We start from the raw sequence: 26,666 nt of genomic DNA, 5'->3' as shown, positions 1-26,666 counted from the left end.
GTTTGCTACCGGAAGGTGATCGTATTCAAGCTAAGCTTGTGTTAACTAGACCTATATTGACCCTTACTGTTTGTTGGATTACAGGAAGTGCAGGAGCATGTCTGTATTCTGGACGTATGCTTTTGTTACTCTGGGCGGGGATTACTCTGATCTTTCCGCTTATAGCTTTATTGATGAAAATCCCCATCCGGCATATGGTGTTACTTTGGCTTGTATTCAGCGGAGGTGGATTTCATTGGTTTTGGCATGATATGCATAATGTTAGCAGTATTCCCGATGCTCTTCATGTATCGTCATCTATGGTGGAAGACATGCCTGTTCAAGCAGCAGGGTTTATCGCTTCTGAAGTGCAGGTAGATGGTGATCGAACACAGTTTGAGATGAGAGTTACTTCAATCAATCACTTCGGAAATCATTCGAACAAGGACGAGAATCGTGCACCAATTTCTGAACAGGTCATTGTTCATATCAAGTTGGCTGCCAAGCAGGAACAGCAACTTGCGGCAGCATGGCAACGTGGAGATGCGATCCTACTGCGTGGCACCTTAAAGGCTCCTGCAAAAGCGGGGAACTTTGGTGGCTTTGATTACAGTGAATACCTGCACACACAGGAAATCCACTGGTTTTTCAAAGGCGATGGGGCAGCCTCGTTACAGAAGCAGGATGCTTCACTATGGAACCGCTACACTTTGTTCAGGTGGAATGACCAGCTTAGGGAGCAGCTAGGACAGAGAATGGAACTGGCATTTACATCGCTTCATCACGCAGGATATATGAAAGGACTGGTACTTGGGGTAACAGATGAGTTGGACCCAGCAACCTATAACGAGTTTACGCAGCTTGGTTTAACGCATATTTTAGCAATATCGGGCATGCATGTGGCGGTATATGCAGCTACACTATTATATCTACTCAGGCTGTTACGAGTTAGCCGCGAGACATCTCTTACGGTCGTGATGATACTCATTCCGGCTTATGTCCTGCTGACTGGTGCTTCTGCCTCTGTTGTGAGGGCAGGAATTATGGCGATGATCGGCTTGTTTGCAGCCCGACGAGGGTTGCTCAAAGACGGACTTAATATTCTAAGTATATCCGCGCTGCTCATGCTGATTTGGAATCCATATTATCTACTTAGCGTCAGCTTTCAGCTTTCCTTTTTGGTGACAGGTGGGTTGCTCATTTATATGCCGCTTATGAAGCCGTTTTTCGCCAAATGGCCTTTCCTGATCGGCGGTGAAGTTGCGATTACAATTACGGCACAGCTTGTTTCGTTTCCAATGACGGTATTCTACTTTAATCAATTTTCGCTGCTATCATTTGCGGCCAATTTTGTGCTTGTACCCCTTATTACATATATCGTCCTTCCATTGGGTACGGTGGCGATGGGAGTTGCCTTTTTGTGGGGGGATGGGGCTCGCATTTTTGCTTGGCCGGCAGAGCAATTGAACGATTTGACTTTTTTACTAGTAAAATGGCTGAATGTGGATGATGCTTATGTGAGTAATTGGCCGTCTTCCTCCATTCTGTGGGTCATAGCGTATTACGTAGCTTTGTACAGTGTTTTGTACTGGCTCACAACGTGGCTGACATCCCGCAGAAAAACGAACGACATTACCGTCTTGGACTCTACTCCCAATTCATCAACTATCTATACAGGATTAGCAGCTTCTTCAGAGTGGGCGGCTATAGTGCATACGGCTCTTGAACCTGAGGGAGCAGGGAGATTTGCGCGTCGACAGTGGAATGGTTATCGTAATTTGGCACTGGCTCTAAGTGTTATTGCTTGGCTTGGAATATTGTATACAGGTTACCAATCTCCTGGTGAGGGGAATACGGGAATTGTTCAATATCTGGATGTGGGCCAAGGTGACAGCATTTTAATCACAACGCCGGGCGGGAAACATATCTTGGTTGATGGCGGGGGGACAATGGACTTTGCAACAGGGAAAAATGCTTGGCGCAAGCGTGCAGATCCCTACGAGGTAGGTAAAGATACGCTTGTACCCTTACTAAAGCAACGAGGTGTGCATCGACTAGATGCTGTCATTTTAACACACGGAGATCATGATCATGCCGGAGGATTACAAGCTGTGCTTGACCAGATTCCCGTATCTACCTTGTTTTTTAATGGTACCCTGACAGATAAAGCTCCATTCCGTAAGCTGTTGAACACGGCTTTAGATAAGCAGATCAAGCTGTACGGGGCACATCATAGCATGGAATGGGAACCAGACCAGGCTACGAAAATCCGCTTTCTCTATCCGTTTACGCTACCGGATAACGAATCTGAACAGCTGCCTGTTATGAAGGAACAAAATCATTACTCTGTTGCCATGATATTGGAGATGGAGGGAGCCTCCTTTTTGTTCACAGGAGATATGGATGATGCAGCAGAGTCATTGTTGCTTGCTGAATTAACCCCTTCTTCATTCCGTTTGAAAGATGAGGGAGCAACGGGAGGGGCAAGGAATGCTATAGATGTCATGAAAATAGCACATCACGGCAGCAAGTATTCTACCTCGGAAGAGTGGTTATCCTACTGGCGACCGAGAGTATCTGTCATTTCGGTCGGTGCGACCAATACTTACGGACATCCGAATGAAGCGGTATTGGAACGTTTGTCAGCAGTTGATTCTGCTATATATCGAACCGATACGATGGGAGAGATACAGATTCGAGCACAGCAAGGAAAACTGAGTGTGCGGTACCAACGCAAACAGTACAAAACAGATACGAATACAACAACACACTAAAACGGGTGCTCACTCTTAGGAGTGTGTTGTTTGCTTTGAATCCAATCTACATGGACAGTAGCTGTAAGCTTTGATAGAATCAAATGAGTTATGAAAATGAGAATCATTATTAATAGGGGAAATATTGTGAGTTATTTTAAATTTAGAGCTTCAGCTTGTTTGTTCATCATTTCGTTAATGCTGGTATTGAGCGCAATGCTACAAGTGGGGGTGAGACTGCAACGGAAAGCGGTCAATCGGCTGCTGCCAAGACCACATCAACTGGAGATGAAGCTGCCACGCGTACATATGAAAGTGATAAAGGTACAATTACTCTTCTTATTTAATGTTGGGTATTAGAGGTGATGGAGCAGCCAAGGAAAAGATATTTTATCTAAAAGCGTGTGAAGAACCTTTCTGCCGTTAAATCAGGTAAAGTATATCAATACTCAATCGAAGATTTTTATTTTCAAGATCCGATTGCTCTGACTTATCAATTAGAATGCATATCGGATTTTTTGATTTCCAAGAAGTAACAATATGATCTTGCAGCTCGATAGGCTAGCATTTAGATGTAGTAGGAGCTAAGGGAAGGTGACTACCTTCCCTTTTTCTGTTATTCTAAGGGAGGATACGCTGGGGATTCTGGGCTTTTTGGTATAATTTTTTTTGTTGAAAAAATAAAATTAGTGTCAGACGTCTATCCTGCAACAATTTGTAAAAGGGATACGTCTGTAATATTGCAGGGAGAGGGGGATCCTTTGTGGTAGAGCAGGGACTCATTCGAGCCGCTCAATCGGGCGATCGCGACGCTCTCATTACCCTATTAAGAGAGATAGAACAGCATGTGTACCGTACGGCATATTACATTCTAAACAATGAGCAGGACGCCATGGATGCTTCACAAGAAGCCCTCATACGGATCTATTCCAAAATTAACTCTTATGAGGAAAAAGCGCAGTTTAAAACCTGGGTCCAACGCATTGTAACGAATATATGCATCGACAAATTCAGAAGAACGAAGCCCTCGGTTTCCATTGACGAGCACGACATGATATTCAACGATCCCCAAAATGTGGAGGTCGAGGTGTTGACCTCTTACATGGCACAGGATGTTCGTGAGGCTATACAACAGCTTCCGGAGCACCACCGGACGGTAATTGTCTTAAGATATTTGCAGGATTTCTCCTATAACGAGATTGCAGATTCTCTGGATTTGCCGCTAAATACGGTCAAGTCATACTTGTATCGTGCAAGACAGCAATTGCAAGGGCTACTTCAGGAATATCAGAAAGGTGGTGTATCAGGATGAAGTGTGGGGAAGAGGTGATGGATTGGATGCAGCGTTATGTGGATCATGAGCTGGGCGAAGAAGAGACGTCCCAATTAATGAACCATATTGCGACTTGCCCGGACTGTGCGGAAAAATTTCTTATTCTTCAGACACTCTCTCGCGAGCTGGAGGAATTGCCTGCGGTTTCCCCGGCGTTCAGCCTGGTGGATTCCATCATGCCTCAGCTTGATGCCATTGACCGCGCACGTGAAGAGCAGGGAAGTGCGCTTCAGGAAATGCAGCCTGTGGCTGTAGAGCCTGGACCAGTGCCTAGACAACGTACCCAGCCTATACCTTGGTGGAATCGAATGGCTGGGCGCGCTGCTATGGGCGTGGCTGCCGCTGCTGTTGTACTGGGGATTGTAGTATTTAACTTCGAGCCTAAAACAGTACAAGATGCGGAAGGCATACTTACTACCCAGTCGCCCGAAGTGACGAATCCGCAGAATCAGACGGAAACTTTTCCAGGTACAGCCAATGGCAGTGGAGGACATGATGCAGCCATTGGTTCGGATTCTACAAAGCAGCCGTCGGAGCAGGGGCAAGAAACGGATGCATCTCAGCCACCTGCGGATAAAGATCCTGGCCTGAGCAAACAAGGTGCAACCAATACAGACGATGAAAAGAACTCTTCCAAACGGGATGCTGGGAAACGTGACGATCAGCGAGCTGGGGAGGAAGATTTGACTAAGTCTGCACCAGCCGAACATTCTTCTCGTCAGGATGAAGGGCAGGGACAGCTACGTACGGATCGTCAGGTGACAAAGGAAAATCCGTCTGCTGGAGATGCTCCTAAATCTGAGGACAAACAGCTAAGTCAGGAAAAATCTGATCAATCCACGATTGCTCCTGATGAACAGTTGGAACCGAAAATGGAAAAAGCACCCTTAGCGGGTACGGGTACTGCTCAGGACGATAATAATGGTAACACAAGTACGAATGATTCATCCTCGTCGCTTAGTCAGGATTTGAAGGTACAGGATCGAATTGCGTCAAATGAAACGTCGAAAGAAGCGACTTCCAGAAGCATCACCAAGGATTCGGGCAATGCCTTGGGAACGGATAGCAGCAATGCAGCTTCTAATGATCAGCAATCATCCGTGTCACAAGACCCGGTTCGTAAAGAAGGCTTTGTATCTAATTCACTGGTCTCTCCGGACAACAATAATGCTTCCAACTATAGTGCCCAATCTGCCTCTACAGATCAGCTCAACTCGCCTGATGGTAGCTATGCGGTGGCTATTGAGGGCAAAAAGCTGAAAGTGTATAAGCTTTCCGATAACGGTGTAGACCGAACAACACTGGAAGTCCGTACTCTAAAAGGTGCCTGGGTCAAAGGAAGCTGGTCGGAAGACAGCCAGACCTTTATGTATGAGACGGAGCAGGATGGGACTGCAAGTAAATATACGTACACCGTTCCGCGCAGCACTGGAAAATAGTTTCCGTAAGTTGACACACTTTTAAAAACAGGGAATAAACTATATGAACCGACGTCGTATCCCGACGGCCGAAAGTTTCTAGAGCTTTCTGCTGCCGTGTTGATATAGATGGTGGTGAAGGGATCCTGCCTATAGGTAGGGTCCCTTCGTTTGTGTCATGACTTGCCTTCCGCTCGGATGTCAGGTACGATCAGTGGGTGGGGGGAACGGAAAATGGATGTAAAAACAGCCTCTAAGGCTATTCGCAAAGGTGACATTTCGCCAGTGTATTTGCTATACGGTAGTGAAAAATACCAAATGAAGCAGTTTGTTGAGATGCTTAAAGAGAAAGTGGTGGAAGAGGAGCATCGTGACTTCGCCATCATTCCTTATGATTTAACCGAAACGCCAATTGAGGTGGTCGTGGAGGAGGCGGAAACAGCGCCTTTTCTTGTGCCAAAGAAGCTGATTATTGTACGGGATACCAGTGTATTTGCAGCAGGCAAAGATAGCGGTAAGATAGAGCACCGGCTTGAGACGCTGTTGACTTATATGGATAACCCGACTGACTATAGCGTCATCGTTTTTACGGTTCAGGCTGAAAAGTTGGATGAACGGAAAAAGATTGTCAAAAAGCTAAAAAGTGATGCTTCGGTTATTGCCTTTGCTCCAATGGGTGGAGATGATCTTGTGGCTTGGATCCATAAGCGTGCAGGAGAAAGAGAAGTGCAATTGGCTGCAGGAGCTGCTGAAAGCCTCATTCAATTCACAGGTACCGGACTACAATCTTTGGCTGCCGAGATAGACAAGCTCTGCTTGTACGCAGGAGCACAGGGAACGATCTCATCCGCTGATATAGAATCTCTGGTGCCTCGTAACACAGAGCAAAACGTATTTGCGATGGTTGAGGATCTGGCTAATTTGCGGCTAGATAAGGCGCTCAGTATTTTTTATGAGTTGCTTAAGCAAAAAGAGGAACCGATCAAGATTGCCGCTTTGATCACGCGACAGTTCCGTATTATGTTGCAGGTCAAAGAGCTGGCAGGTCAAAGCTATTCCCAGCAACAAATTGCGAGTCAGCTTAGTTTGCATCCTTATGGGGTGAAAGTTGCAGGGGACCAAGCGCGGAGGTTTCGCCCTGAGCAGCTACGTCAGCTTCTCTACGAATTGGGCGAGCTGGATTATCATATGAAAACAGGTGTCGTTGACAAGGTACTGGGATTGGAGCTGTTTTTGATGAAAATGGGTGCGGGGGCTTCGATCTAATTCCACTCATGTGCTGCTAATAGAGTCAGCTTATGTAGCGCAGAACGCTGATGCTGTAAACAAATAAAAGTTATAAACTAAAAAAACCTGATCAGCCAAGGCTGGTCAGGTTTTTTTCATTAACGTATGAAAGTAGCTCTTGCTTACGCTTGAGCTGTAAGAGCGTTAAGTTTTTTCGCCAAGCGAGATTTCTTGCGAGCAGCTGCATTTTTGTGGATCAGACCTTTAGTTACAGCCTTGTCCAGCTTTTGGGAAGCTACTTTGAAAGCAGCAGCAGCAGTTTCAGCTTCGTTACCTACCAACGCTGTATCGGCAGCTTTTACTGCTGTACGAAGCGCGGATTTTTGGGAAGCGTTCAACGCACGGCGTTTGTCGCTAGTTTTAACGCGTTTGATAGCGGATTTGATGTTTGGCATTACATTCACCTCCTGTAAAGGCATTACTTATGAACACAAACGTTTCACAACTTAAAATATTTTAGCATGCCACACCTCAAATTGCAATAAGAAAACATTCTGAGGCGATGCGAATTACAGGATGAAAATGGATGTGCATAAACCTGTTGGGTGTCTCGCACACTATAGTCAAAGATGGCATCCAAGGAGGCTCAAAAGATGGATCTGGATTTGCAGAAGTACGCGGTACGCACGGATTTGGCATTAGAGGCAAGAGAATTGGCCGAACGGGATCAGCCTGTACCTCTGGCGGGCATCAGTGAGAACGTGGAGGAAGATGACGGAATCAAAATCACACGGCTGGATGTACTGAATGAAGAAGGAGCCAACCGTATTGGGCGGGTACAAGGGCATTACGTCACACTGGAAGTACCCGGCTTGCGTGAAGGCGATACGGGGCTCCAGCAACGTGTAGCTATTGCATTTGCAAAAGAAATGGAGCATTTTATACAAAAAATAGGGATTTCTAATACGGCAAAGGTACTGGTGGTAGGTCTGGGCAACTGGAACGTCACTCCCGATTCACTGGGTCCGCTTGTCGTTGAGAATTTGATGGTGACTCGTCAATTTTTTGAACTGACACCTGATCAAATCAACCCGGGCTATCGGGATGTGAGCGCAATTGCGCCGGGCGTCCTGGGTATTACGGGGATTGAGTCCAGTGAAATCGTTCAAGGCATCGTGGATCGCACAAAGCCAGAACTGATTATTGCCATTGACGCACTGGCGTCACGTTCACTGGAGCGTGTCAATACGACCATTCAGGTGGCCGATATCGGGATACATCCGGGTTCAGGTATTGGCAACAAGCGGCGCGGTATCACCAAGGATATTATGGGTGTTCCGTGTATCGCTATCGGCGTTCCAACGGTATGCTACGCTTCGACCATTGTCAATAACGTAATTGAACTGATGAAAACACATTTTACCAAAGAAAAGGCTTCTACAAAAGCAATCCTGGGGATGCTGGACGATATTTCAGAACCTGAGAGACTTGGGCTGGTGAGAGAGGTACTGCAACCGCTGGGACATGATCTGATTGTGACTCCTAAAGAAATCGATGAATTTATTGAAGATATCGCGAACATCATTGCTACTGGATTGAACGCTGCTCTGCACGAAGCTGTGGATCCTGGCAATGTCGCCGCATATACGCATTAATCAAGGGTTGATAAAATCGTATTTCACACAAAAGTCTCTATTTAACAGGAATCTAATCTCTTTCAAAAAGGGAGGTGATATACCTGTGGTAGAGATTTTTTGTGTTCTAGTAATTGTTCTCCGTTCATAGAGTTGAAATATAAGAGATTTCCGCAGCAGATAGGAACCCTATGTTCCAAATATAAAGCGGGTTTCGACGGGACGAAGGAGGACAAGGCTCACATGAAAAAAATTCAGACCTGGAACGTCGGAAGATGGAGAAGAAAAGGGATCGAAATTTTGGCGATGGGACATACGCTTGTGCTGCTGATCATGGGCTCGGCGCTTTTATTTGTCATTTTGGGGCTAGGGGGATTGGCAGAAAATCGTCTACAAACATCTCCTGTTTCTTCGATGAAAGGATTGGCAGGCTCGGTGTCCAGCGGTTTTTTTGCGGATATGCTAGGTATGGAAGTACCTCATTTGGCACAAAAGAAGCAGCAATCTTCGTTGTCGGGTGAACAATGGTCGCCTTTTGTATTTCAGATGCTTACAGGCATTAATCCGCAGGATCCCAAAAGTCTCATTTCTCGTGAGATTCCTGGCATGTCTGCAGGAGCACCTGTCTTGCTGCGCAAGGGTTCGGGGAACATCAAGGTAGAGGGTCCTACGGATTATCAGCCCGATCAGGGAACGACGGATGCTCCTGGTGGCTCAGATGCATCTGAGAACCCACCGACTAATACGCCGAATATTCCGACAACACCGGAAACAGATCCGGTACGTGAGGATCATCCAGGTGATACGGCCAAAGGGGACAAGCGCATATTAATCTACCATTCTCATCCCAGAGAAGCATATAACCCACTACTTAGCAAAACCAGTTCCAATCCCAATTCAGGTTCTAAATCGGCCAATGTGTCAAGGGTAGGGGACTTTGTAAAGAAGAGGCTGGAAAAGCAGGGGATATCCACACTGCATGTAAACAAGGATTATGCTACTACAGTTCAAAATTACAATTGGAACTATTCCTATAAATATTCACGCGAAACAGTCAAGGAAGCTTTAGCAGGAAATAAAGGTTTAACTTATTTGCTTGATATCCATCGGGATTCACAACGTCATGGAAAAACAACAGCAACCATTAATGGACTTTCTTATGCCAAGGTGTATTTTATTATCGGACATGACAACAAAAATTGGCGCGAAAATGAAGCTTTTGCTGCTCGTATTCATGAAAAGCTGGAAAAATCGTATCATGGCGTATCACGTGGTGTATGGGGGAAAGATGGTGGCAAAGGCAACAACGGTGAATACAATCAAAGCTTGTCTTCGCATAGCATTTTAATTGAAATCGGGGGTATTGATAACACCGAGGAGGAGTTGAAACGGACCTCGGACGTTTTGGCGGACATGATCGGTGAAGTGTATTGGGAAGATCAGAAAGCTCAGAAAGCGGGCACTAATGTATCGGATACAAAAAAGAGCAACAGCGATAATTAAATGAGGTAGCAGTAAGGGGGGGAAGGTAATGTCTGGACATTTTCGTAAGAAAGCACTTGGATTTGTACTGCTTATGGGGGCAGGTATTCTTCTTGGTATGCAACTGGCAGGATCTGGTCTGCGTTCAGTGTATGGGCCGGAATGGAACGGAGGGAATACGATTCAATCGGTAAATCAACAGAAAGTTGGATATGAACAGACGATTATTGAGGACACACCCGCAGCTAACACTCGTGCATATAGCGGTACGTATAGCACAAGTGGAGAAGTTAAGGTTGAGCCGAAAACGGAAGCGGGTATAAATGAAGCTGGTGGAAGGGAAGAAAATGAGGAACAGACGCAGCTCGGAGCATCCAGATGGTATTCGACGACTGCGCAACATGTCAATACTCAGGGTCTGGAGACACCGCGTGAACTGCTAGCCGTCAAGGGACAGCAAGCCTCGGTGGATACTATGGCGGACAAAACAGCTGGGTTGCTTCAAAACCTGTCGAGACAGGGCATTCGATGGGTCGTATCTGTATTTGATGGAGTAACAGAATAGAAATATTGCTGACCCCCCTTACAACTGCTATAATAAGCTGATTGACACTAGGCATTGTGTGGGGGTAAGGCATGACTGACATTTTGGCAAGACAACGTAAAATTCGGAACTTTAGTATCATTGCACATATAGACCATGGTAAATCCACGCTGGCTGACCGGATTCTAGAATATACCGGTGCACTCACTTCCCGTGAAATGCAGGAGCAAGTGCTTGACCAGATGGAGCTGGAACGGGAGCGCGGAATTACGATCAAGCTCCAGGCAGTGCGACTCACTTATAAGGCCGATGACGGCGAAGAGTACATTTTGAATTTGATTGATACACCGGGACACGTCGATTTTACGTATGAGGTATCCCGTAGTTTGGCAGCCTGTGAAGGTGCTTTGCTGGTAGTAGACGCCGCGCAGGGAATCGAGGCACAGACGTTGGCTAACGTATATTTGGCGTTGGACAACAATCTGGAGATTTTGCCTGTGCTTAACAAGATTGATTTGCCAAGTGCTGATCCTGAGCGGGTAAAGCAGGAAATCGAGGATGTTATCGGCTTGGATACGAGCGAGACCGTACATGCCTCAGCCAAAGCTGGAATCGGCATCAAAGAAATTTTGGAACAGGTGGTCAGAAGTGTGCCTGCTCCGCAAGGTAATCCGGATAATCCGCTCAAGGCACTCATTTTCGATTCGCACTATGATCCTTATAAAGGCGTTATCGTATATGTTCGCGTTGTGGATGGTAGTATCCGAGCCGGTTCGAAAATTAAAATGATGGCGACTGACAAAACGTTTGAGGTTATTGAAGTTGGTGCTTTTATGCCGCGTATGAACATCGTGGACGAGCTGAACATCGGTGATGTTGGCTTTATCGTTGCCGGTATCAAGCATGTGGGTGATACGCGTGTCGGGGATACAGTGACAGATGCAAAAAATCCAACATTAGAACCGATGCCAGGTTATCGGAAAATTAATCCGATGGTATATTGTGGCTTGTATCCAATCGAAACATCGGAGTATAACGATCTACGTGAGGCGCTTGAAAAGCTACAACTGAACGATGCTTCGCTCAGTTTTGAGCCGGAAACATCAAGCGCGTTGGGTTTTGGCTTCCGTTGCGGCTTCCTTGGTCTGCTTCATATGGACGTTATCCAGGAACGGATTGAACGTGAATTTAACATTCCGCTGATTACAACGGCACCAAGTGTTATTTACCGCATAAAGTTGACGAATGGGGAAACGATCCAGATCGACAATCCATCGAATTATCCGGAAATCGGACGGATTGAACATGTGGAAGAGCCCTATGTAAAAGCAGGCATTATCGTCCCTAATGATTACGTGGGTACGGTGATGGAGCTTTGTCAAACCAAACGTGGTGAGTATGTAAATATGGAATACCTGGATACGACACGGGTAACCATTACGTATCAAATTCCACTGTCTGAAATCGTATATGATTTCTTCGATCAGCTTAAATCAAGTACCAAAGGCTATGCTTCCTTTGATTATGAGATTTCAGGCTATCGCCAGTCCAACCTGGTGAAAATGGATATTTTGTTGAATGGCGAGCAGGTCGATGCACTGTCGTTCATCGTGCATAGAGATCGGGCTTATCATCGCGGACGTATTATCTGTGAGAAGCTGCGCGAGCTAATTCCGCGTCAAATGTTTGAGGTGCCGATCCAGGCATCTGTAGGAACAAAGGTTGTGGCGCGTGAAACCGTTAAGGCGATGCGTAAAAACGTCTTGGCCAAATGTTATGGCGGCGATATTTCTCGTAAACGGAAGCTGCTTGAAAAGCAAAAAGAGGGCAAAAAGCGTATGAAGCAGGTCGGTAACGTAGAAGTACCTCAGGAAGCATTTATGGCGGTACTGAAAATAGATGAGTAAAGTTGTTTGAAGTATTCGTCCATTCTTTCATGGGGCATTTGCCGTGCATGGAGAATGGACGTTATTTATTTGAGCAAGCTATCCAGAGATGGAGTGTTTGTTATCTCAGTTGCAAAAATAGTATAACAACAGTATCTTTAGCGTATTTCTATAGATGCTTTACTCTTACTGCAACACCTACATTACAAAAAAATGATCGATGGTGGTAGGCAGCAGCGGAGTGGTCCATTTGAATCTGGAGTAACAGCGATCAGAAGATCAAATGGAACACGAAGCGGTTGTCGAGACCTCGGCGCATTTTTTCACTATTCCCTGAATTGACAAGGAGGATCGGTATGACCGCATCCATACAAAAACATGAACATTCATCCGCGCCTCAAGCGGTTTACCTGCATATACCTTTTTGCACGAATAAATGCTTTTACTGTGATTTCAACTCTTATGTGCTCAAGGATCAACCTGTTATGGAATATCTGTATGCACTGGAACGGGAGATGGAACATACAGTTAAGCTTCACCCACCAGGAGAGATTAAAACTATTTTTGTCGGGGGTGGAACACCAACTACCCTAAATCCGAAAGAAATGGAATATTTCCTGAAGAGCGTCCGAACCTACTTCCCGCATTGGGCGGAAGATATTGAGTTCTCCATGGAAGCTAATCCAGGTACCACTGATTTTGAAAAACTCTCTGTGATGAAAGAAGGCGGCGTCAATCGACTCAGCTTTGGCGTACAGGCTTTTCAGAATGAGCTACTCACAGGCATAGGTCGTATTCACAGTACAGATGACGTATATCGTAGTTTGGAAAACGCACGTAAGGTTGGCTTGGACAACCTGTCGATTGACCTGATGTTCGGTTTGCCGAATCAAACAGTGGAGATGCTGCATGAAAGCGTCAGTAGAGCGCTAGAGTTGGAGCTTCCTCATTACTCTATCTACAGTTTGAAGGTTGAAGAAAACACGCTCTTCCACACGCTGTACCAGAAAAATCAGCTACCGCTTCCACATGAGGATGACGAACTGGAAATGTACTTACTCCTCATGCGTCGCATGAAAGAAGCGGGCTATGAACAGTATGAGATTAGTAATTTCGCAAAACCAGGCTTGGGGAGCAAGCACAACATGACCTATTGGCGAAATGAGGACTATTACGGTCTCGGAGCTGGGGCACATGGATATGTTGGCAGAGAGCGCCATATGAACATTAAGGGCATTAACCCTTATGTGGAGGCTAGTCGTAATGGTTTGCCGCGTCTAGATAGCTTTGAGGTGCCAGCGGCGGAAGCCATGGAGGATTTTCTTATGGTCGGTTTGAGAATGCTAGAGGGCGTTTCCAAGTCTCGCTTTGAAGCTCAATTCGGTCAGGCGTTGGAGGATACGTTTACTGCTCCTCTTGGAAAAATGCTCAATGCGGGGTTAATCGAATCGATTGAGGACGGTTATCGTTTGAGTGAACGTGGCATTTTATTCGGAAATGATGTATTTGCAGAGTTTATTGGTTCAATCACGGTAAATTCATAAGTCGTAGCTTCAATACAGCGCGTTTCAACTTCGTAAGCTGGGACCATCATTTTATTACACCATTCTGTCACAGCAGGGTAAATGGAGTATTGCGATTCTATGCGTGATGTTGTATATTTATTCATTATATGCGGCAAGCGGTAGGAGGAGAGCAAGATGGCTTCAGTGTGTAAAGATGTATTGTGCAGAAGTGCGGTTCCTGAGGATGTGGAGCCTTTATATCAAATGATTAGCGGCTATGCAGAGCGGGGGATTATGCTGCCACGTTCGAGGGAAGTGCTAACGCGCCAACTGGAGCTGTTTATTGTTGCAGAGGTGGACGGCGAAGTTGTTGGTTGTGGTTCTTTATGCAAATTGGGCGCTGACCTGGTAGAGATTCGCTCCCTTGGCATCTCTGAGGGACACAAAGGTATGGGTATTGGCTCTAAGCTCGTGGAGGGCCTTATGATAGAAGCACGGCGGCAACGTATTCCTAAAATTATGGCATTGACCTACGAGGTCTCCTTTTTTATAAAAAACGGTTTTGATGTAGTAAGCAAAGAGATTTTCCCTGAAAAGGTATGGACCGACTGCATTCACTGTAGTAAACAAAACAATTGTGATGAAATCGCAGTGTTGAAAGTACTGAACTGACCTGTCAATAATGAGGTCAGTTCTTTTTTCATCAGGACCTAATCATGCGTATATTATACAGCCTACATTGTTTAATGCGGGTTTATTTCTCATATGTTTTGAGCAACCACCAAATGAATTGATGATGAGGCTCCAGCTCGGAAGGTATTCCCTTCAGGCTTCTTATGGGATGGTCCTTATGATAATCAGTATCATTATAAAAATATGCAGTGCCGTCTAATGGAACTCGGTGTTTATATTTATACAAGGCGGCTAGGTTGCGGCGATTAGTTCTCAAATTTAATTCCTCCTCAAGGACAAAGAAGTTATAATGGTATGGAGACATAGTCTCGAGTTTTTCTATTTTCTGTGTCACTATACATAAATACGGTTTTTATACGCTGGATATTGAGGTTTTTCGTGAAAAAGTGTAAACGTTCTGGATTCATTCCAGTAAACTAAACTGTTGTGATAAATCTTGTTTATTGAAAATACTGATCTGACTTGACAATGATCAGGTCGGTTTGGTATTTTTGTATTATCGGTTAGCACTCAACGCGAACGAGTGCTAATGATTCCATTTAACAATCATGCTATTATGGATAAACAACAAGGGGGGATTCGCTTGTTAACCGAACGTCAGAGACTCATTCTGAATGCGATTATTGATGACTACATTCGTTCGGCTGAGCCAGTGGGTTCCCGCAGCATATCCAAAAGGCAGGATGTCGGATTCAGCCCGGCCACGATCCGTAATGAAATGTCGGATTTGGAGGAACAGGGCTATCTGGAGCAACCCCATACTTCTGCGGGACGCATCCCGTCTCATAAAGGCTATCGTTATTATGTGGACCATCTGGTACCACTGAATACACTGAAGCCTATGGAAATGCGGGAACTGAAAGCCTTTTATGCCGAAAAGCTGAATGTAATGGAGCAAGTGATCCAGCATGCGTCAGGCATTCTGTCCCATATGACCAATTATACTTCCATCCTGCTTGGGCCGGAGGTTTTTCATACTTCATTGCGTCATTTTCAGCTACTGCCGCTCAACGAAACGACGGCTGTGGCGATAATCGTGACCAATACCGGTCAGGTGGAGAATAAAACGGTAGATATTCCACCGGGAATTTCGATTTCCGAGATGGAGAAGGTTGTGAATTTACTGAACAGCAAGCTGGTCGGTGTGCCGATTTATCAGCTTAAATCACGCCTTTACACCGCACTTGGTCAGGAGATGGAGAAGCATGTGTCTCATTTTGAGGACGCTATGAAGGTGCTGGATAAAGCACTGGATAATGAATCGGATCAGCGCTTGTATTTGAGCGGTGCGACAAACATGCTTAATCAACCTGAATTTAAAGATGTAGAAAAGGTTAAACATATTCTCGATCTGCTGGAGGAAACACCAACGCTGCTTAAACTAATGACACCTGTTGTCGGGGCACCTGAAATTCAAGTCCGCATCGGCACTGAAAATGATCATGAGGCGTTTGCCAATTGCAGCCTGATTACTGCTACGTATGCAGTAGACGGAGAAGCGTTGGGCACTATAGGCATACTGGGTCCGACACGGATGGAATATGCGAGAGTTATTAATATTTTGGGTATCCTGTCTAAGGATTTGACCGCAATGCTAACGCAGCGGTTTAAATAGAACAAAGCCGCATAGGTTGCGGTATTACATGTTCCGCGTCGGGATACGGCTCGTATCCTGCGCGGGTGCATTGTTGCGTGTTTTTGTAAAGGTAGTTATGACTTGAAGGAGGTGAAACATTTTGAAGGAAGAACAAGCGTTCCAAGAAGAAAAACAACAAAATGTAAGCACAGAGGAAGCCGCCGAAGCGAGCCAGCAGGAAGAGCCGGTTAATGAAGCGGCGGCACTGGAAGACCAAGAAAGCGAAACAGAGCTGAATAAGCTTCGCGCTCAGGCGGAAGAGCATCAGCAACGGTTTTTACGCGCTCAGGCGGATTTTGATAATTTCCGCCGTCGTACGCTGAAAGAAAAAGAAGACCTTGCCAAATATGCATCTATGAAGCTGGTTACCGAGTTGGTGCCTGTTTTGGATAACTTCGAGCGTGCGCTGGCAACAGCACCGCAAGGAGCGGAGTCTGAGTCATTCAGCAAAGGCGTGGAAATGATTTTCCGCCAGTTTGAGAGTGTGCTTCAGGCAGAAGGAGTAACGGCCATGAATTCGGTGGGACAACCGTTTAATCCTGACTTCCATCAGGCTATTATGCAGGTGGAGAGCGAAGAGCATGAGGAAGGCATTGTTGTTGAAGAGGTACAAAAAGGGTACATGCTGAAGGACAAGGTGCTTCGTCCAGCGATGGTAAAAGTGAGCATGTAGCTTTTTCAATATACATGAGGATTTTGCAAAAATCCCATAAGCGACTTTCAATGAACAATATTGCACTTTGGAGCGAATGGAATCGAATTTTGCAGAATTCTGACATTAGAAATACATCATTTTGATTCAACCATTCTGGCCTGCGGGCCTCGTATATACAGAAGGAGGAATTGTCCGATGAGCAAAGTAATCGGTATTGACTTAGGTACAACCAACTCTTGTGTGGCTGTTATGGAGGGCGGCGAAGCAGTCGTTATTCCAAATCCGGAAGGCGCGCGCACAACCCCTTCCGTTGTTGGTTTCAAAAAAGATGGAGAACGTACTGTAGGGGAAACGGCAAAACGCCAAGCAATTACAAACCCGGATCGTACAATCATGTCCATCAAGCGTCACATGGGTACAAATCATAAAGAAAGCATCGACGGCAAAGAATATTCCGCACAGGAAATTTCCGCTATGATTTTGCAAAAGCTGAAATCCGATGCTGAAGCTTACCTGGGACAAACCGTTTCTCAAGCTGTTATCACTGTTCCAGCTTACTTCAATGACGGTCAACGTCAAGCAACCAAGGATGCAGGTAAAATTGCCGGTCTGGAAGTTCTGCGGATTGTCAATGAGCCAACAGCAGCTGCATTGGCATATGGTATGGAAAAATCCGAAGACCAAACGATCCTGGTATATGACCTGGGTGGCGGTACATTCGACGTATCCATTCTGGAACTGGGCGACGGTTTCTTCGAAGTTAAAGCAACAAGCGGCGATAACAAGCTGGGTGGCGATGACTTTGACCAAGTGATTATTGATTACCTCGTAAATGAGTTCAAAAAAGATCAAGGCATCGACCTGAGTAAAGATAAAGCTGCTGTACAACGTCTGAAAGACGCAGCGGAAAAAGCGAAAAAAGAACTGTCTGGCGTACTGACAACGACGATTTCTTTGCCGTTTATCACAGTAGCTGATGGCGTTCCACAGCATTTGGAGTTGAACCTGACTCGTGCGAAATTTGAAGAATTGTCTGAAGGTCTGGTAGAACGTACTTTGGGACCTACTCGTCAAGCGATGAAAGATGCAGGCATGAGTGCCAGCGACATCGATAAAATCGTTCTGGTCGGCGGTTCCACACGTATTCCGGCTGTACAAGAAGCAATCAAAAAGCTGACAGGTAAAGAGCCTCACAAAGGCGTAAATCCTGATGAAGTGGTAGCTTTGGGCGCGGCAGTTCAAGCGGGTGTACTGACTGGTGATGTGAAAGACGTCGTTCTTCTTGACGTAACTCCACTGTCCCTCGGTATTGAAACCGCAGGTGGCGTATTTACTAAAATGATTGATCGTAACACGACAATCCCTACGAGCAAATCGCAGGTATTCTCGACATATGCGGACAATCAGCCTAGCGTAGAAATTCACGTGCTGCAAGGTGAACGTGAAATGGCAGCAGGCAACAAAACACTGGGTCGCTTCCAATTGGGAGATATCCCTCCAGCACCACGTGGTGTACCGCAAATCGAAGTTACCTTTGATCTGGATGCGAACGGTATCGTGAACGTATCCGCTACAGATAAAGGCACAGGCAAAAGCCAAAAAATTACGATCACATCTTCCAGCGGCTTGAGCGACGAGGAAGTAGAACGTATGATGAAGGATGCCGAGTTGCATGCGGAAGAAGATAAAAAACGCAAAGATTTGGTAGAAGCGAAAAACGCTGCGGATCAACTGATCTACTCCGTAGACAAAACGATTAAAGATCTGGGCGAAAAAGCGGATGCAGGCGAAGTCGAAAAAGCAAATGCAGCTAAAGAAAATCTGCAAAAAACGCTGGAAACCGACAACCTGGAAGATATCAAAAAAGCTACTGAAGAACTGACTGAAATCGTTCAGCAATTGTCTGTAAAGCTGTATGAGCAAGCTGCTCAAGAAGCACAGGCTCAACAAGGCCAAGACGGCGCAGCAGACAGCAAAGGCCGTGACAATGTGGTTGACGCGGACTATGAAGTTGTTGACGAAGACCAGAAGAAAGACTAAGTTACGGATCGGGTAGTGGTAGCTTTACGGTACACCGATGCGTTATGATATACTGAATAGTAATTGCAGCGTAGCTGCCTTGATAAATAACAATTAGCCGAAGGGTAACAGTTATTTCCAAGATAAATAAGCATATTACGGGTTGTACTGCCTTGAAATGATGGGAAGGTCAAAGCCGGGTCATCCCGTGCCTTTGGCTTTCCTTTTATATGTAGTGCAGACACGTTGTAGGCATGGGGGTGGAACATTGGCTGATAAGCGTGATTATTATGAGGTGCTGGGCGTCGCGAAGGGCGCTTCGGATGATGAAGTCAAAAAGGCTTACCGTAAGCTTGCGCGTCAGTATCATCCGGACGTGAACAAGGCTGCGGACGCGGAAACTAAATTTAAAGAAGTCAAAGAAGCTTACGATGTTCTCAGCGATGGTCAGAAGCGGGCAAGATATGACCAGTACGGTCATGTAGACCCGAACCAGGGCATGGGAGGCGGCTTCGGTGGTGGTGCCGACTTCGGTGGCGGATTTGGCGATATTTTTGATATGTTCTTTGGTGGCGGCGGCAATGGTCGACGTGATCCGAATGCACCGCAGCGTGGGAACGATCTTCAATATACGATGACGATTGAGTTCAAGGAAGCGGTGTTCGGTAAAGAAACCGACATTCATATTGAACGTACAGAAACATGTGATACGTGTCACGGTACGGGAGCCAAAGCGGGTACTCAACCACAAACCTGCTCCGTCTGCCACGGCAGCGGACAGGAAGAAGTGGTGCAGAATACACCGTTTGGTCGTATGGTTAATCGACGCGCCTGCTCTAATTGCGGCGGTTCCGGTAAAATCATTAAAGAAAAATGTACGACTTGTAGCGGTTCCGGTCGGGTACGCAAGCAACGTAAAATTCATATTCGCATTCCAGCGGGTGTGGATGACGGCGCACAAATGCGTATTAACGGTGAAGGCGAAGGCGGTGTCAACGGAGGACCGGCAGGTGACTTGTACGTCGTGTTCCGTGTGAAATCGCACGACTTCTTTGAGCGTGAGGGAGACGATATCTACTGCGAAATTCCGCTGACGTTCTCACAGGCAGCATTGGGAGATGAAGTCGAGATCCCGACGTTGACCGAGAAAGTGAAGTTGAAAGTTCCAGCAGGTACGCAAACAGGTACTTACTTCCGTCTTAAAGGAAAAGGTGTGCCAAAACTGCGTGGCGTTGGTCAGGGTGACCAGCATATTAAGGTAGTTGTGATAACGCCTAGCAAGCTGAGTGAGGAACAAAAGGATTTGCTGCGTCAGTTCTCTTCGCTTAGCGGAGAACAGACGCATGAGAATGAGCAGTCTTTTTTTGACCGTGTGAAGCGCGCCTTCCGAGGCGACTAAGCCCAATTAGAAATCGCGGAGCTTCAACCATGAATCAAAGGAAACTATTCCGCAATTGCGGGGTAGTTCCTTTTTTTATATTCAGGTAAACACATACATAACCATTTTTGTATAGGCATGTTGAACTATCGAGACTTAATATCAAGTAGAAAGGGGTGAGTTCCATCGGAAATGTACAGCTCAAGCTGCGTCGGGGTAAACCACTATTAAAGCTCAGAGGCCTAATTACACTGCTAGTATGTCTAGTTATGGCACTTGTGCTTCTGCCTGTAACCCTGTTATTTGCGGAGAGAGTGGAGCAGGAAACTGAGAAGGGACTGGAAGAAAAGGCAATGTCCATCGCGCGTACACTCGCCCATACGCCGCTTATTGTCGAGCAATTGCAAGGGACAGGTTCGTCTCTTTCCATGCAGGAGTATGTAAAGAGGGTCTCAGTAGCAAATCACATCCAGTTCATCGTGGCTATGGATATGAAGGGAATTCGTAAAACGCACCCGGATGCTAGGATGATCGGCAAAGCTTTTGTCGGTGGAGACGAGTATACTGCACTTCATGGCCATGAGAGCGTGTCCGTTGCGAAGGGTACATTGGGCTTGTCCATGCGAGCCTTTTCCCCCGTGTTCAGTTCAACGGGGAAGCAGGTAGGGGCGATTGTTGTTGGTATATCCATGCAAGATGTACAGATGGCTCAGGAAGGCAACAACCGTCTTATTGCTATCGCCCTTGGCATCGGAATATTGATCGGCACTGGAGGTGCGGTAGTGCTGGCTCGTAAAATCAAAAATATGCTGGTCGGTCTGGAGCCGCCGGAAATCGCACGCTTGCTGGAGGAACGCAGCGCTATGCTGCAATCCATCAAGGAAGGAGTTATTGCGGTAGATGAATTCGGTCGCGTCATGCTGATGAATGCAGAAGCGATTCGTCTACTTAGACAAGCGGGGATTGAAGATTTCTCATTCTCCGGACAGGAAATTACCGTTTATCTATCCGCTTTTCGATTGCAAGAGGTCCTGGAAGCGAGTACTCCACAAATGGATGAGGAAATGGAGCTGGGTGGAATAACTTTGCTGACTACCAGTGTTCCGATACGGGTCAAAGGGGAAATTGTGGGAGCAATTGTAACCTTTCGAGATAAAACGGAAATGAACCAGCTGGCAGAACGTTTGACAGGAGTGTCCCTGTACACGGAAGCACTACGTGCGCAGGCTCATGAATTTATGAACAAGCTGCATGTCATAATGGGAATGGTACACTTGCGAATGTACGATAAACTGGAGCATTACATTATGGATGCCGTCGAGCATCATCAAGTGGAAATTGGCTCCATCACCCGGCAGATCAGGGACCCAGTAATGGCAGGGTTTGTGTTGGGAAAATTAAGCCGGGCCAGAGAGGTAGGCGTAAGTTTTGAACTGACTCCAGGTAGTTACTTGCCCGAATCCAGTCAAACTCAAACGACACATGAACTGATTACTATTCTTGGCAATCTGTTTGATAATGCGGTAGAGGCTATGGAATCTTTGGAGCACAAGCGGATTACCCTTTCACTTTATTATGAGGAAAGCCACAAGAATGGCTATCTGACCTGTATCATGTGCGATAATGGTCCGGGTATACCGGAAGGGCTTGTGAAGGCTATATTTGAAAAAGGCTTTTCGACCAAGGGAGAGTCACGAGGGATGGGGCTTTATCTCGTGACGCAAAGCGTGAAAAGATTACAGGGAAGTATAAAGTTGATCCCAGCCGAGCAAGGATGCTGTTTTCAGATTACGATTCCATACATTATAGCGGGGAATGATGAACATGATTAATGTCCTGATTGTAGAAGATGATCCGATGGTTGCGGAATTTAACCGCAAATATATGGAGCAGGTGGAAGGTTTTCGATGTGGGGGTTGGGCTTCTTCTGTGGAAGAGGCTAGGAAATTTATAGCTGAACAAGCCATTGATCTGATATTACTAGATGTGTATATGCAGGAAAGCAATGGCCTCGATTTACTGTCATTCATACGGGAGACAGGTGTAAATATAGATGTCATTGTCATCTCGGCTGCAAGTGACATGAACAGTGTCAAAAAAGCGATGAACTTTGGGGCGGTGGATTACTTGATTAAGCCGTTCCACTTTAACCGTTTTTTGGAGGCCCTCACGGGGTACCGAGAGCACATTAGCATCGTACGTGAGCGCAGTCTACTTTCTCAGGAGGAGCTGGACCGACTCATTTATCATAAAAGCTTGACTAAAGACTTGGCAAGGTTGCCCAAAGGCATAACTAAATCCACGCTGGCTATGATATGGAATTGTATCCAGCGGCATCATAAGGTGCTATTTTCCACCGAGGATATTGCGGAGAGCGCAGGGATATCCAGGGTGTCTATGCGCAAGTACCTGGCTTTTATGACAGAGATTGAAGCTCTTTCCATGGAAACCATATACGGTACCATAGGGCGCCCCGTTTACCAATATCGAATATTACCACAGGCAGAAGGTATCATGAATAGTTTTATATAAGTCTTCTTTCCGATTACTTTAATTACAAAAGTGAATGATTAGTTTTAAAACCAAATAAAGCGTTTTCCAAGGTGTAGAATGGAAACATGATCATCATTCTTCACTTTTTGGAGGGAGACTTATGGAAAATGCTACGAATCAGCCTGTCATTCAGAAGGGGCAAAGATGGAGTAAAAATTTTGTAGATGGCATCAGAATGCTGGGCAGGGTAAAGGTGGGAGTTATTCCTCTTCCGCTCTATGCCGTGATCGCGCTGATTGTTTATGCAGCTGCAATTACTGAAAGACTTCCGAACGATCTATTGGGCGGGTTTGCCGTCATCATGATTTTGGGCATACTGCTCAGTGATCTAGGGGCCAAACTTCCTTTGCTTAAGCATATTGGCGGGCCGGCCATTTTATCTCTTATGGTTCCATCGTTAATGGTATTTTGGAATATGTTCAGTCCATCTGCGATGGGTGCTGTACACACGCTTATGAAAACCTCGAATTTTCTTTACTTCTACATCGCATGTCTAGTAACGGGTAGTATTCTTGGTATGGATCGGAAAATGCTGATGAACGGAATTGTCAAGATTTTCGCCCCCATTATTATAGGATCTATTGCAGCAGTTGCCGTGGGGATGATAGTGGGTATGGCTTTTGGCTATAGCGCCTATCATACATTTTTTTTCATCATCATTCCGATTATCTCCGGTGGGATTGGGGAAGGCATTTTACCGTTGTCCATTTCGTATGGATTGGTGCTGGGCAAGGATTCGGCAATATTCGTGTCTCAATTTATCCCCGCTGCAATTATCGGGAACATTGTTGCAATCATAGGTGCGGGTATTCTGAAGAGATTAGCGGAGAAAAATCCAAAAACTTCAGGTAACGGGAGGTTATTGAAACTAGAAAAACATGCAGAAAAGCTAGCCCCGGCAAGTCTGGAACAATCGATTTCTTTTCCATTGATGGGAGGAGGTCTGCTGTTAGCTTGCACTTTCTTTATTGTGGGTAAGTTGCTGGAGCCGTATCTCCATATTCCAGGTCCGATCCTCATGATTCTGGCGGCTGCGTTAATTAAGTGCATTCAGATTATGCCGAACACATTGGAGCAGGGAGCTTTTCACTTATACAAGTGTATAACGGCAAGTCTGACATGGCCCTTGATGGTGGGATTGGGTATTTTGTATGTACCTTTGGATAGTGTGGTTGGGATCTTAACGGTTCCTTATGCCATCACCTGCGCATCTGTTGTAGTTGCATTGATTGTTACAGGATACTTCACAGGAAAATGGATTCACATGTATCCCGTAGAAGCTGCTTTGGTGACCAGTTGTCGCGGTGGATTAGGGGGCACGGGAGATGTAGCCATTCTGTCTGCGTCCAATCGGATGGAACTGATGCCTTTTGCGCAAATTGCAACACGTATTGGTGGGGCAGGCACGGTCATTTTAGCAACTTTGTTACTCCAATTATGGAGCTGATGAGTTTTATACACAGGATTAGGTTTCATATCCAAATAGAGACATGAAAGGATGGAGAAAAATATGAGCAGTTTAATAGATGAAATTAGAGAATTACACGCAGGTGGCAAAATGGAGACCTTACCAAAGAAGCCAATTGAAACGATGGAAGGGTTGTCCAAAGTGTATACGCCGGGTGTAGCTGAAATTTGTATGGAAATCGCCAATGACCCAGCCAAAGCGTATCAATTAACGATCAAAAAGAATACAGTAGCAGTCGTTTCAGACGGAACCGCGGTACTTGGATTAGGAGATATCGGACCGGAGGCCGCTATGCCTGTAATGGAGGGTAAAGCGGTGTTGTTCAAACAATTTGCAGGTGTCGACGCCTTTCCGATTTGTCTCAACACGAAGGACGCTGATGAAATTGTTCAAATTGTTAAAATGATTGCTCCTGCTTTTGGCGGCATTAATTTGGAGGATATATCTTCGCCACGCTGTTTTGAAATCGAGAGACGGTTGAAGCAGGAACTGGACATTCCAGTATTTCATGATGATCAACATGGTACGGCAGTCGTTGTGTTAGCGGGTCTGGTCAATGCATTAAAGGTATGTGGCAAAAAAATGGAGGATGTCAAAGTCGTATTTGCAGGAATCGGTGCAGCGGGTATGGCCTGCTCCCGTATGCTGCTTAAGGCAGGTGTGCGCAATCTGATTGGCGTTGATCGACAGGGAGCTATTCACCGTGATGTGGAGTACAGTAATCCGCATTGGACAGAGTATGCGAACATGACTAATCCGCACAATTTAAGTGGGAGTTTATCCGAGGTGATTGTGGGAGCTGATGTATTCATCGGTGTGTCAGGCCCGAACATACTGACTGTAGAGGATATACAGAGCATGGCAACTGATCCTATTGTGTTCGCCATGGCGAATCCGATTCCGGAAATCGATCCGGCTGTAGCTGCACCTTATGTACGTGTGCTCGCTACTGGCCGCTCCGATTTTCCAAATCAGATTAACAATGTGCTGTGCTTCCCGGGAATTTTCCGGGGTGCTCTAGATTGTCATGCTACGACGATTAATGAGGAAATGAAACTAGCTGCCGGACTTGCCATCGCTGATGCGATCTGTCCTGAGGAGCTAAGTGAAACTTATATCATACCGAATGTCTTTAATCCGAAGGTGGTTCAAAAGGTACGGGATGCAGTTATTCGCGCTGCTTGGGAGACAGGAGTAGCTAAGTCAGGTGAAGCTCCAGCAGCTGTTTTACACCCGTAAAAGTTATGCTCTTCACAAACTCTGGTTCACTGTCTTGGCCTACTGTTCTTGATATCGTCTGCATCCGTCGGAATATAAAATCGTGCCAATGAGCAGGATATAACAAAGCGTAACGCTCTATGCTCTTGAAGAGCAGTTGCGCTCAATACTACACAGGGAGATTTTGAGATGGGCGAAAAAAATATTTTGGCGTATTTCAAAAGTCCTGAGGAAGCACAGGGAGCTGCTAGAAAACTGGAAGCTCTCCGGGCAGCCGATGTGTCGATAGACCGATTTAGCCGGTATCCGCGGCAGTCTACTGGCAACGCCGGATTGCCTGTATTTTCAGGACAGATTAGCAGCTTGTCCTCATTGACACAGGGCGTGGACTTTACAGATGCAACTCCAGCAATACTGGCTGCGGCTGATCCGTCCGCCAGTGGCATGAGTGATGGAGGACAGGGCGGACCGACAGGCCGCGATATTTTGTTGACTGCTGTGGTGGATGAATCCATTCATCATCAGGCAATGTCCATCGTGGAACAAGCGGGTGGAATGCTGTGAAAAGTTTGGAAGGGGCAGTGACCGATGTCTAAAAACAAACGGTTTGATAAAGTGCTAACCAAAACAGAGAAAATCAAACGCATGCAATCTGCTAAAAATGAAGATGTTGAGTTCTCAGCAGATCAGGCAGATGCTGAGGATCTGGAAGCGATCCGGCGTAGCGAAGGAGCTGACCGTCGTCAGCAGCGTATCATAAACGACAATGAGTAGAATTTAATAAGACGGGTTATCTCCATCAATAGGATGATTTGTGGGATAGCCCGTCTTATTTGTGTTCTTTCCTTTTTCTATTCATTATCTGCTGTATGCTGTTGCACTAAAAACAAGAGGACCGGCGACGAAAGCAGTAGTCGCAGGCGTTTGATTTTCAATAATTAGTTGGTAGTTTTGCACGCCCAGAGGCGCAACGTCTACCGTTTCGACATTAAGAATAATATTGTTATCGAAGACATTGGATTCCAGTCCGTAATAAATTTCCTTGCCGGCTCTCCATATACGTACAAGTACTCGAATGTTGCCGACACCGACGAAACGTAGTCCAATCGAGGCTTTTAACTCTACACGGTTGTTGACAGCACCAGAAATAGCAGGATCAATAAATACAGACGTCGTAGCAATTCCAAGTCCGGCTGGAGAAATCGGAAAAGGACGATTACCAGCTTTTTTGAACTCCTGTGCATGTATATAGTACAATGTAATGTATGCATGTGAAATGAGGAGG

The 26,666-nt window shown here is 45.9% G+C and carries 25 protein-coding genes; 22 read left to right on the top strand and 3 right to left on the bottom strand.

Annotated features, from left to right (window positions below):
- Positions 1-97: 97 nt before the first annotated feature.
- The 6 genes from MLD56_RS17135 to holA all read left to right on the top strand — a co-directional run bounded on the left by MLD56_RS17135 (position 98) and on the right by holA (position 6,749).
- Positions 98-250 carry a hypothetical protein gene (locus tag MLD56_RS17135; protein ID WP_238794850.1) on the top strand — a complete coding sequence of 51 codons (153 nt, stop codon included), beginning with the start codon at positions 98-100 and terminating at the stop codon, positions 248-250.
- The gene (locus tag MLD56_RS17130) at positions 180-2,753 is read left to right on the top strand and encodes a ComEC/Rec2 family competence protein (RefSeq protein ID WP_241113521.1); all 2,574 of its coding nucleotides are present in this window, start codon (positions 180-182) and stop codon (positions 2,751-2,753) included. Before MLD56_RS17135 ends, MLD56_RS17130 begins: the two co-directional genes overlap by 71 nt.
- A 126-nt stretch (positions 2,754-2,879) precedes the next feature.
- On the top strand, positions 2,880-3,092 hold the full coding sequence (locus MLD56_RS17125; RefSeq protein ID WP_069010454.1) for a hypothetical protein: 213 nt from the start codon (positions 2,880-2,882) through the stop codon (positions 3,090-3,092).
- A 403-nt stretch (positions 3,093-3,495) separates the two neighbouring features.
- The gene (locus tag MLD56_RS17120) at positions 3,496-4,044 is read left to right on the top strand and encodes an RNA polymerase sigma factor (RefSeq protein WP_013311184.1); all 549 of its coding nucleotides are present in this window, start codon (positions 3,496-3,498) and stop codon (positions 4,042-4,044) included.
- Positions 4,041-5,504 (top strand): anti-sigma factor, encoded by a 1,464-nt coding sequence (locus tag MLD56_RS17115; RefSeq protein WP_029515367.1) that lies wholly within the window; start codon positions 4,041-4,043, stop codon positions 5,502-5,504. The genes MLD56_RS17120 and MLD56_RS17115 overlap by 4 nt, the downstream gene beginning before the upstream one ends.
- Positions 5,505-5,717: 213 nt before the next feature.
- Positions 5,718-6,749: a DNA polymerase III subunit delta gene (gene holA / locus MLD56_RS17110; RefSeq protein WP_029515366.1), complete on the top strand. Its 1,032-nt coding sequence runs from the start codon at positions 5,718-5,720 to the stop codon at positions 6,747-6,749.
- A 143-nt stretch (positions 6,750-6,892) separates the two neighbouring features.
- On the opposite strand, the gene rpsT is transcribed toward holA, so the two are convergent.
- On the bottom strand, positions 6,893-7,165 hold the full coding sequence (gene rpsT, locus MLD56_RS17105) for a 30S ribosomal protein S20 (protein WP_013311181.1): 273 nt from the start codon (positions 7,163-7,165) through the stop codon (positions 6,893-6,895).
- Between the two features lie 198 nt (positions 7,166-7,363).
- On the opposite strand from rpsT, the gene gpr reads away from it, so the two are divergent.
- From gpr to MLD56_RS17075, 6 genes are all read left to right on the top strand, one after another.
- Positions 7,364-8,365, top strand: coding sequence for a GPR endopeptidase (gpr, locus tag MLD56_RS17100; protein ID WP_029515365.1), 1,002 nt, complete (start codon positions 7,364-7,366; stop codon positions 8,363-8,365).
- 222 nt (positions 8,366-8,587) lie between these two features.
- Positions 8,588-9,847: a stage II sporulation protein P gene (locus MLD56_RS17095; protein WP_029515364.1), complete on the top strand. Its 1,260-nt coding sequence runs from the start codon at positions 8,588-8,590 to the stop codon at positions 9,845-9,847.
- A gap of 28 nt (positions 9,848-9,875) precedes the next feature.
- Positions 9,876-10,391, top strand: a complete 516-nt coding sequence (locus MLD56_RS17090) for a hypothetical protein (RefSeq protein WP_029515363.1) — start codon at positions 9,876-9,878, stop codon at positions 10,389-10,391.
- 71 nt (positions 10,392-10,462) lie between these two features.
- The gene (lepA, locus tag MLD56_RS17085) at positions 10,463-12,277 is read left to right on the top strand and encodes a translation elongation factor 4 (RefSeq protein ID WP_029515362.1); all 1,815 of its coding nucleotides are present in this window, start codon (positions 10,463-10,465) and stop codon (positions 12,275-12,277) included.
- Positions 12,278-12,612: 335 nt separating this feature from the next.
- Positions 12,613-13,800, top strand: a complete 1,188-nt coding sequence (hemW, locus tag MLD56_RS17080) for a radical SAM family heme chaperone HemW (protein WP_029515361.1) — start codon at positions 12,613-12,615, stop codon at positions 13,798-13,800.
- Positions 13,801-13,956: 156 nt separating this feature from the next.
- On the top strand, positions 13,957-14,433 hold the full coding sequence (locus MLD56_RS17075; RefSeq protein WP_029515360.1) for an N-acetyltransferase: 477 nt from the start codon (positions 13,957-13,959) through the stop codon (positions 14,431-14,433).
- 82 nt (positions 14,434-14,515) lie between these two features.
- Here MLD56_RS17075 and MLD56_RS17070 read toward each other — a convergent pair whose 3' ends face one another.
- Positions 14,516-14,710, bottom strand: coding sequence for a hypothetical protein (locus MLD56_RS17070; RefSeq protein WP_029515359.1), 195 nt, complete (start codon positions 14,708-14,710; stop codon positions 14,516-14,518).
- Positions 14,711-15,037: 327 nt separating this feature from the next.
- Between MLD56_RS17070 and hrcA the strand changes: the two genes are divergently transcribed.
- From hrcA to MLD56_RS17020, 10 genes are all read left to right on the top strand, one after another.
- Positions 15,038-16,069 (top strand): heat-inducible transcriptional repressor HrcA, encoded by a 1,032-nt coding sequence (gene hrcA / locus MLD56_RS17065; protein ID WP_029515358.1) that lies wholly within the window; start codon positions 15,038-15,040, stop codon positions 16,067-16,069.
- A gap of 121 nt (positions 16,070-16,190) precedes the next feature.
- Positions 16,191-16,763 (top strand): nucleotide exchange factor GrpE, encoded by a 573-nt coding sequence (grpE, locus tag MLD56_RS17060; protein ID WP_029515357.1) that lies wholly within the window; start codon positions 16,191-16,193, stop codon positions 16,761-16,763.
- Between the two features lie 177 nt (positions 16,764-16,940).
- Positions 16,941-18,785, top strand: a complete 1,845-nt coding sequence (dnaK, locus tag MLD56_RS17055) for a molecular chaperone DnaK (protein ID WP_029515356.1) — start codon at positions 16,941-16,943, stop codon at positions 18,783-18,785.
- 247 nt (positions 18,786-19,032) lie between these two features.
- On the top strand, positions 19,033-20,163 hold the full coding sequence (dnaJ, locus tag MLD56_RS17050) for a molecular chaperone DnaJ (protein ID WP_029515355.1): 1,131 nt from the start codon (positions 19,033-19,035) through the stop codon (positions 20,161-20,163).
- Positions 20,164-20,318: 155 nt separating this feature from the next.
- On the top strand, positions 20,319-21,974 hold the full coding sequence (gene dcuS, locus MLD56_RS17045) for a DcuS/MalK family sensor histidine kinase (RefSeq protein ID WP_080658565.1): 1,656 nt from the start codon (positions 20,319-20,321) through the stop codon (positions 21,972-21,974).
- Positions 21,967-22,674, top strand: coding sequence for a two-component system response regulator DcuR (gene dcuR / locus MLD56_RS17040; RefSeq protein WP_029515353.1), 708 nt, complete (start codon positions 21,967-21,969; stop codon positions 22,672-22,674). Before dcuS ends, dcuR begins: the two co-directional genes overlap by 8 nt.
- A gap of 121 nt (positions 22,675-22,795) precedes the next feature.
- Entirely contained in the window at positions 22,796-24,142 is a 1,347-nt protein-coding gene (locus tag MLD56_RS17035) for a 2-hydroxycarboxylate transporter family protein (RefSeq protein WP_029515352.1), read from the top strand.
- 63 nt (positions 24,143-24,205) lie between these two features.
- Entirely contained in the window at positions 24,206-25,402 is a 1,197-nt protein-coding gene (locus tag MLD56_RS17030; protein ID WP_029515351.1) for an NAD(P)-dependent malic enzyme, read from the top strand.
- 168 nt (positions 25,403-25,570) lie between these two features.
- Positions 25,571-25,945 carry a hypothetical protein gene (locus tag MLD56_RS17025; protein WP_069012560.1) on the top strand — a complete coding sequence of 125 codons (375 nt, stop codon included), beginning with the start codon at positions 25,571-25,573 and terminating at the stop codon, positions 25,943-25,945.
- Positions 25,946-25,969: 24 nt separating this feature from the next.
- The gene (locus MLD56_RS17020; protein WP_029515349.1) at positions 25,970-26,155 is read left to right on the top strand and encodes a YfhD family protein; all 186 of its coding nucleotides are present in this window, start codon (positions 25,970-25,972) and stop codon (positions 26,153-26,155) included.
- 84 nt (positions 26,156-26,239) lie between these two features.
- Here MLD56_RS17020 and MLD56_RS17015 read toward each other — a convergent pair whose 3' ends face one another.
- Complete coding sequence (locus MLD56_RS17015) at positions 26,240-26,638, bottom strand: hypothetical protein (protein ID WP_152526671.1); 399 nt, start codon at positions 26,636-26,638, stop codon at positions 26,240-26,242.
- Positions 26,639-26,666: the final 28 nt, after the last annotated feature.

Origin of the sequence: Paenibacillus peoriae (assembly GCF_022531965.1) — a bacterium.
GTDB classification, from domain to species: Bacteria; Bacillota; Bacilli; order Paenibacillales; family Paenibacillaceae; genus Paenibacillus; species Paenibacillus polymyxa_D.
The sequence above is the reverse complement of the archived record's forward strand: the minus strand, read 5'-3'. Positions and strand labels throughout refer to the sequence as shown.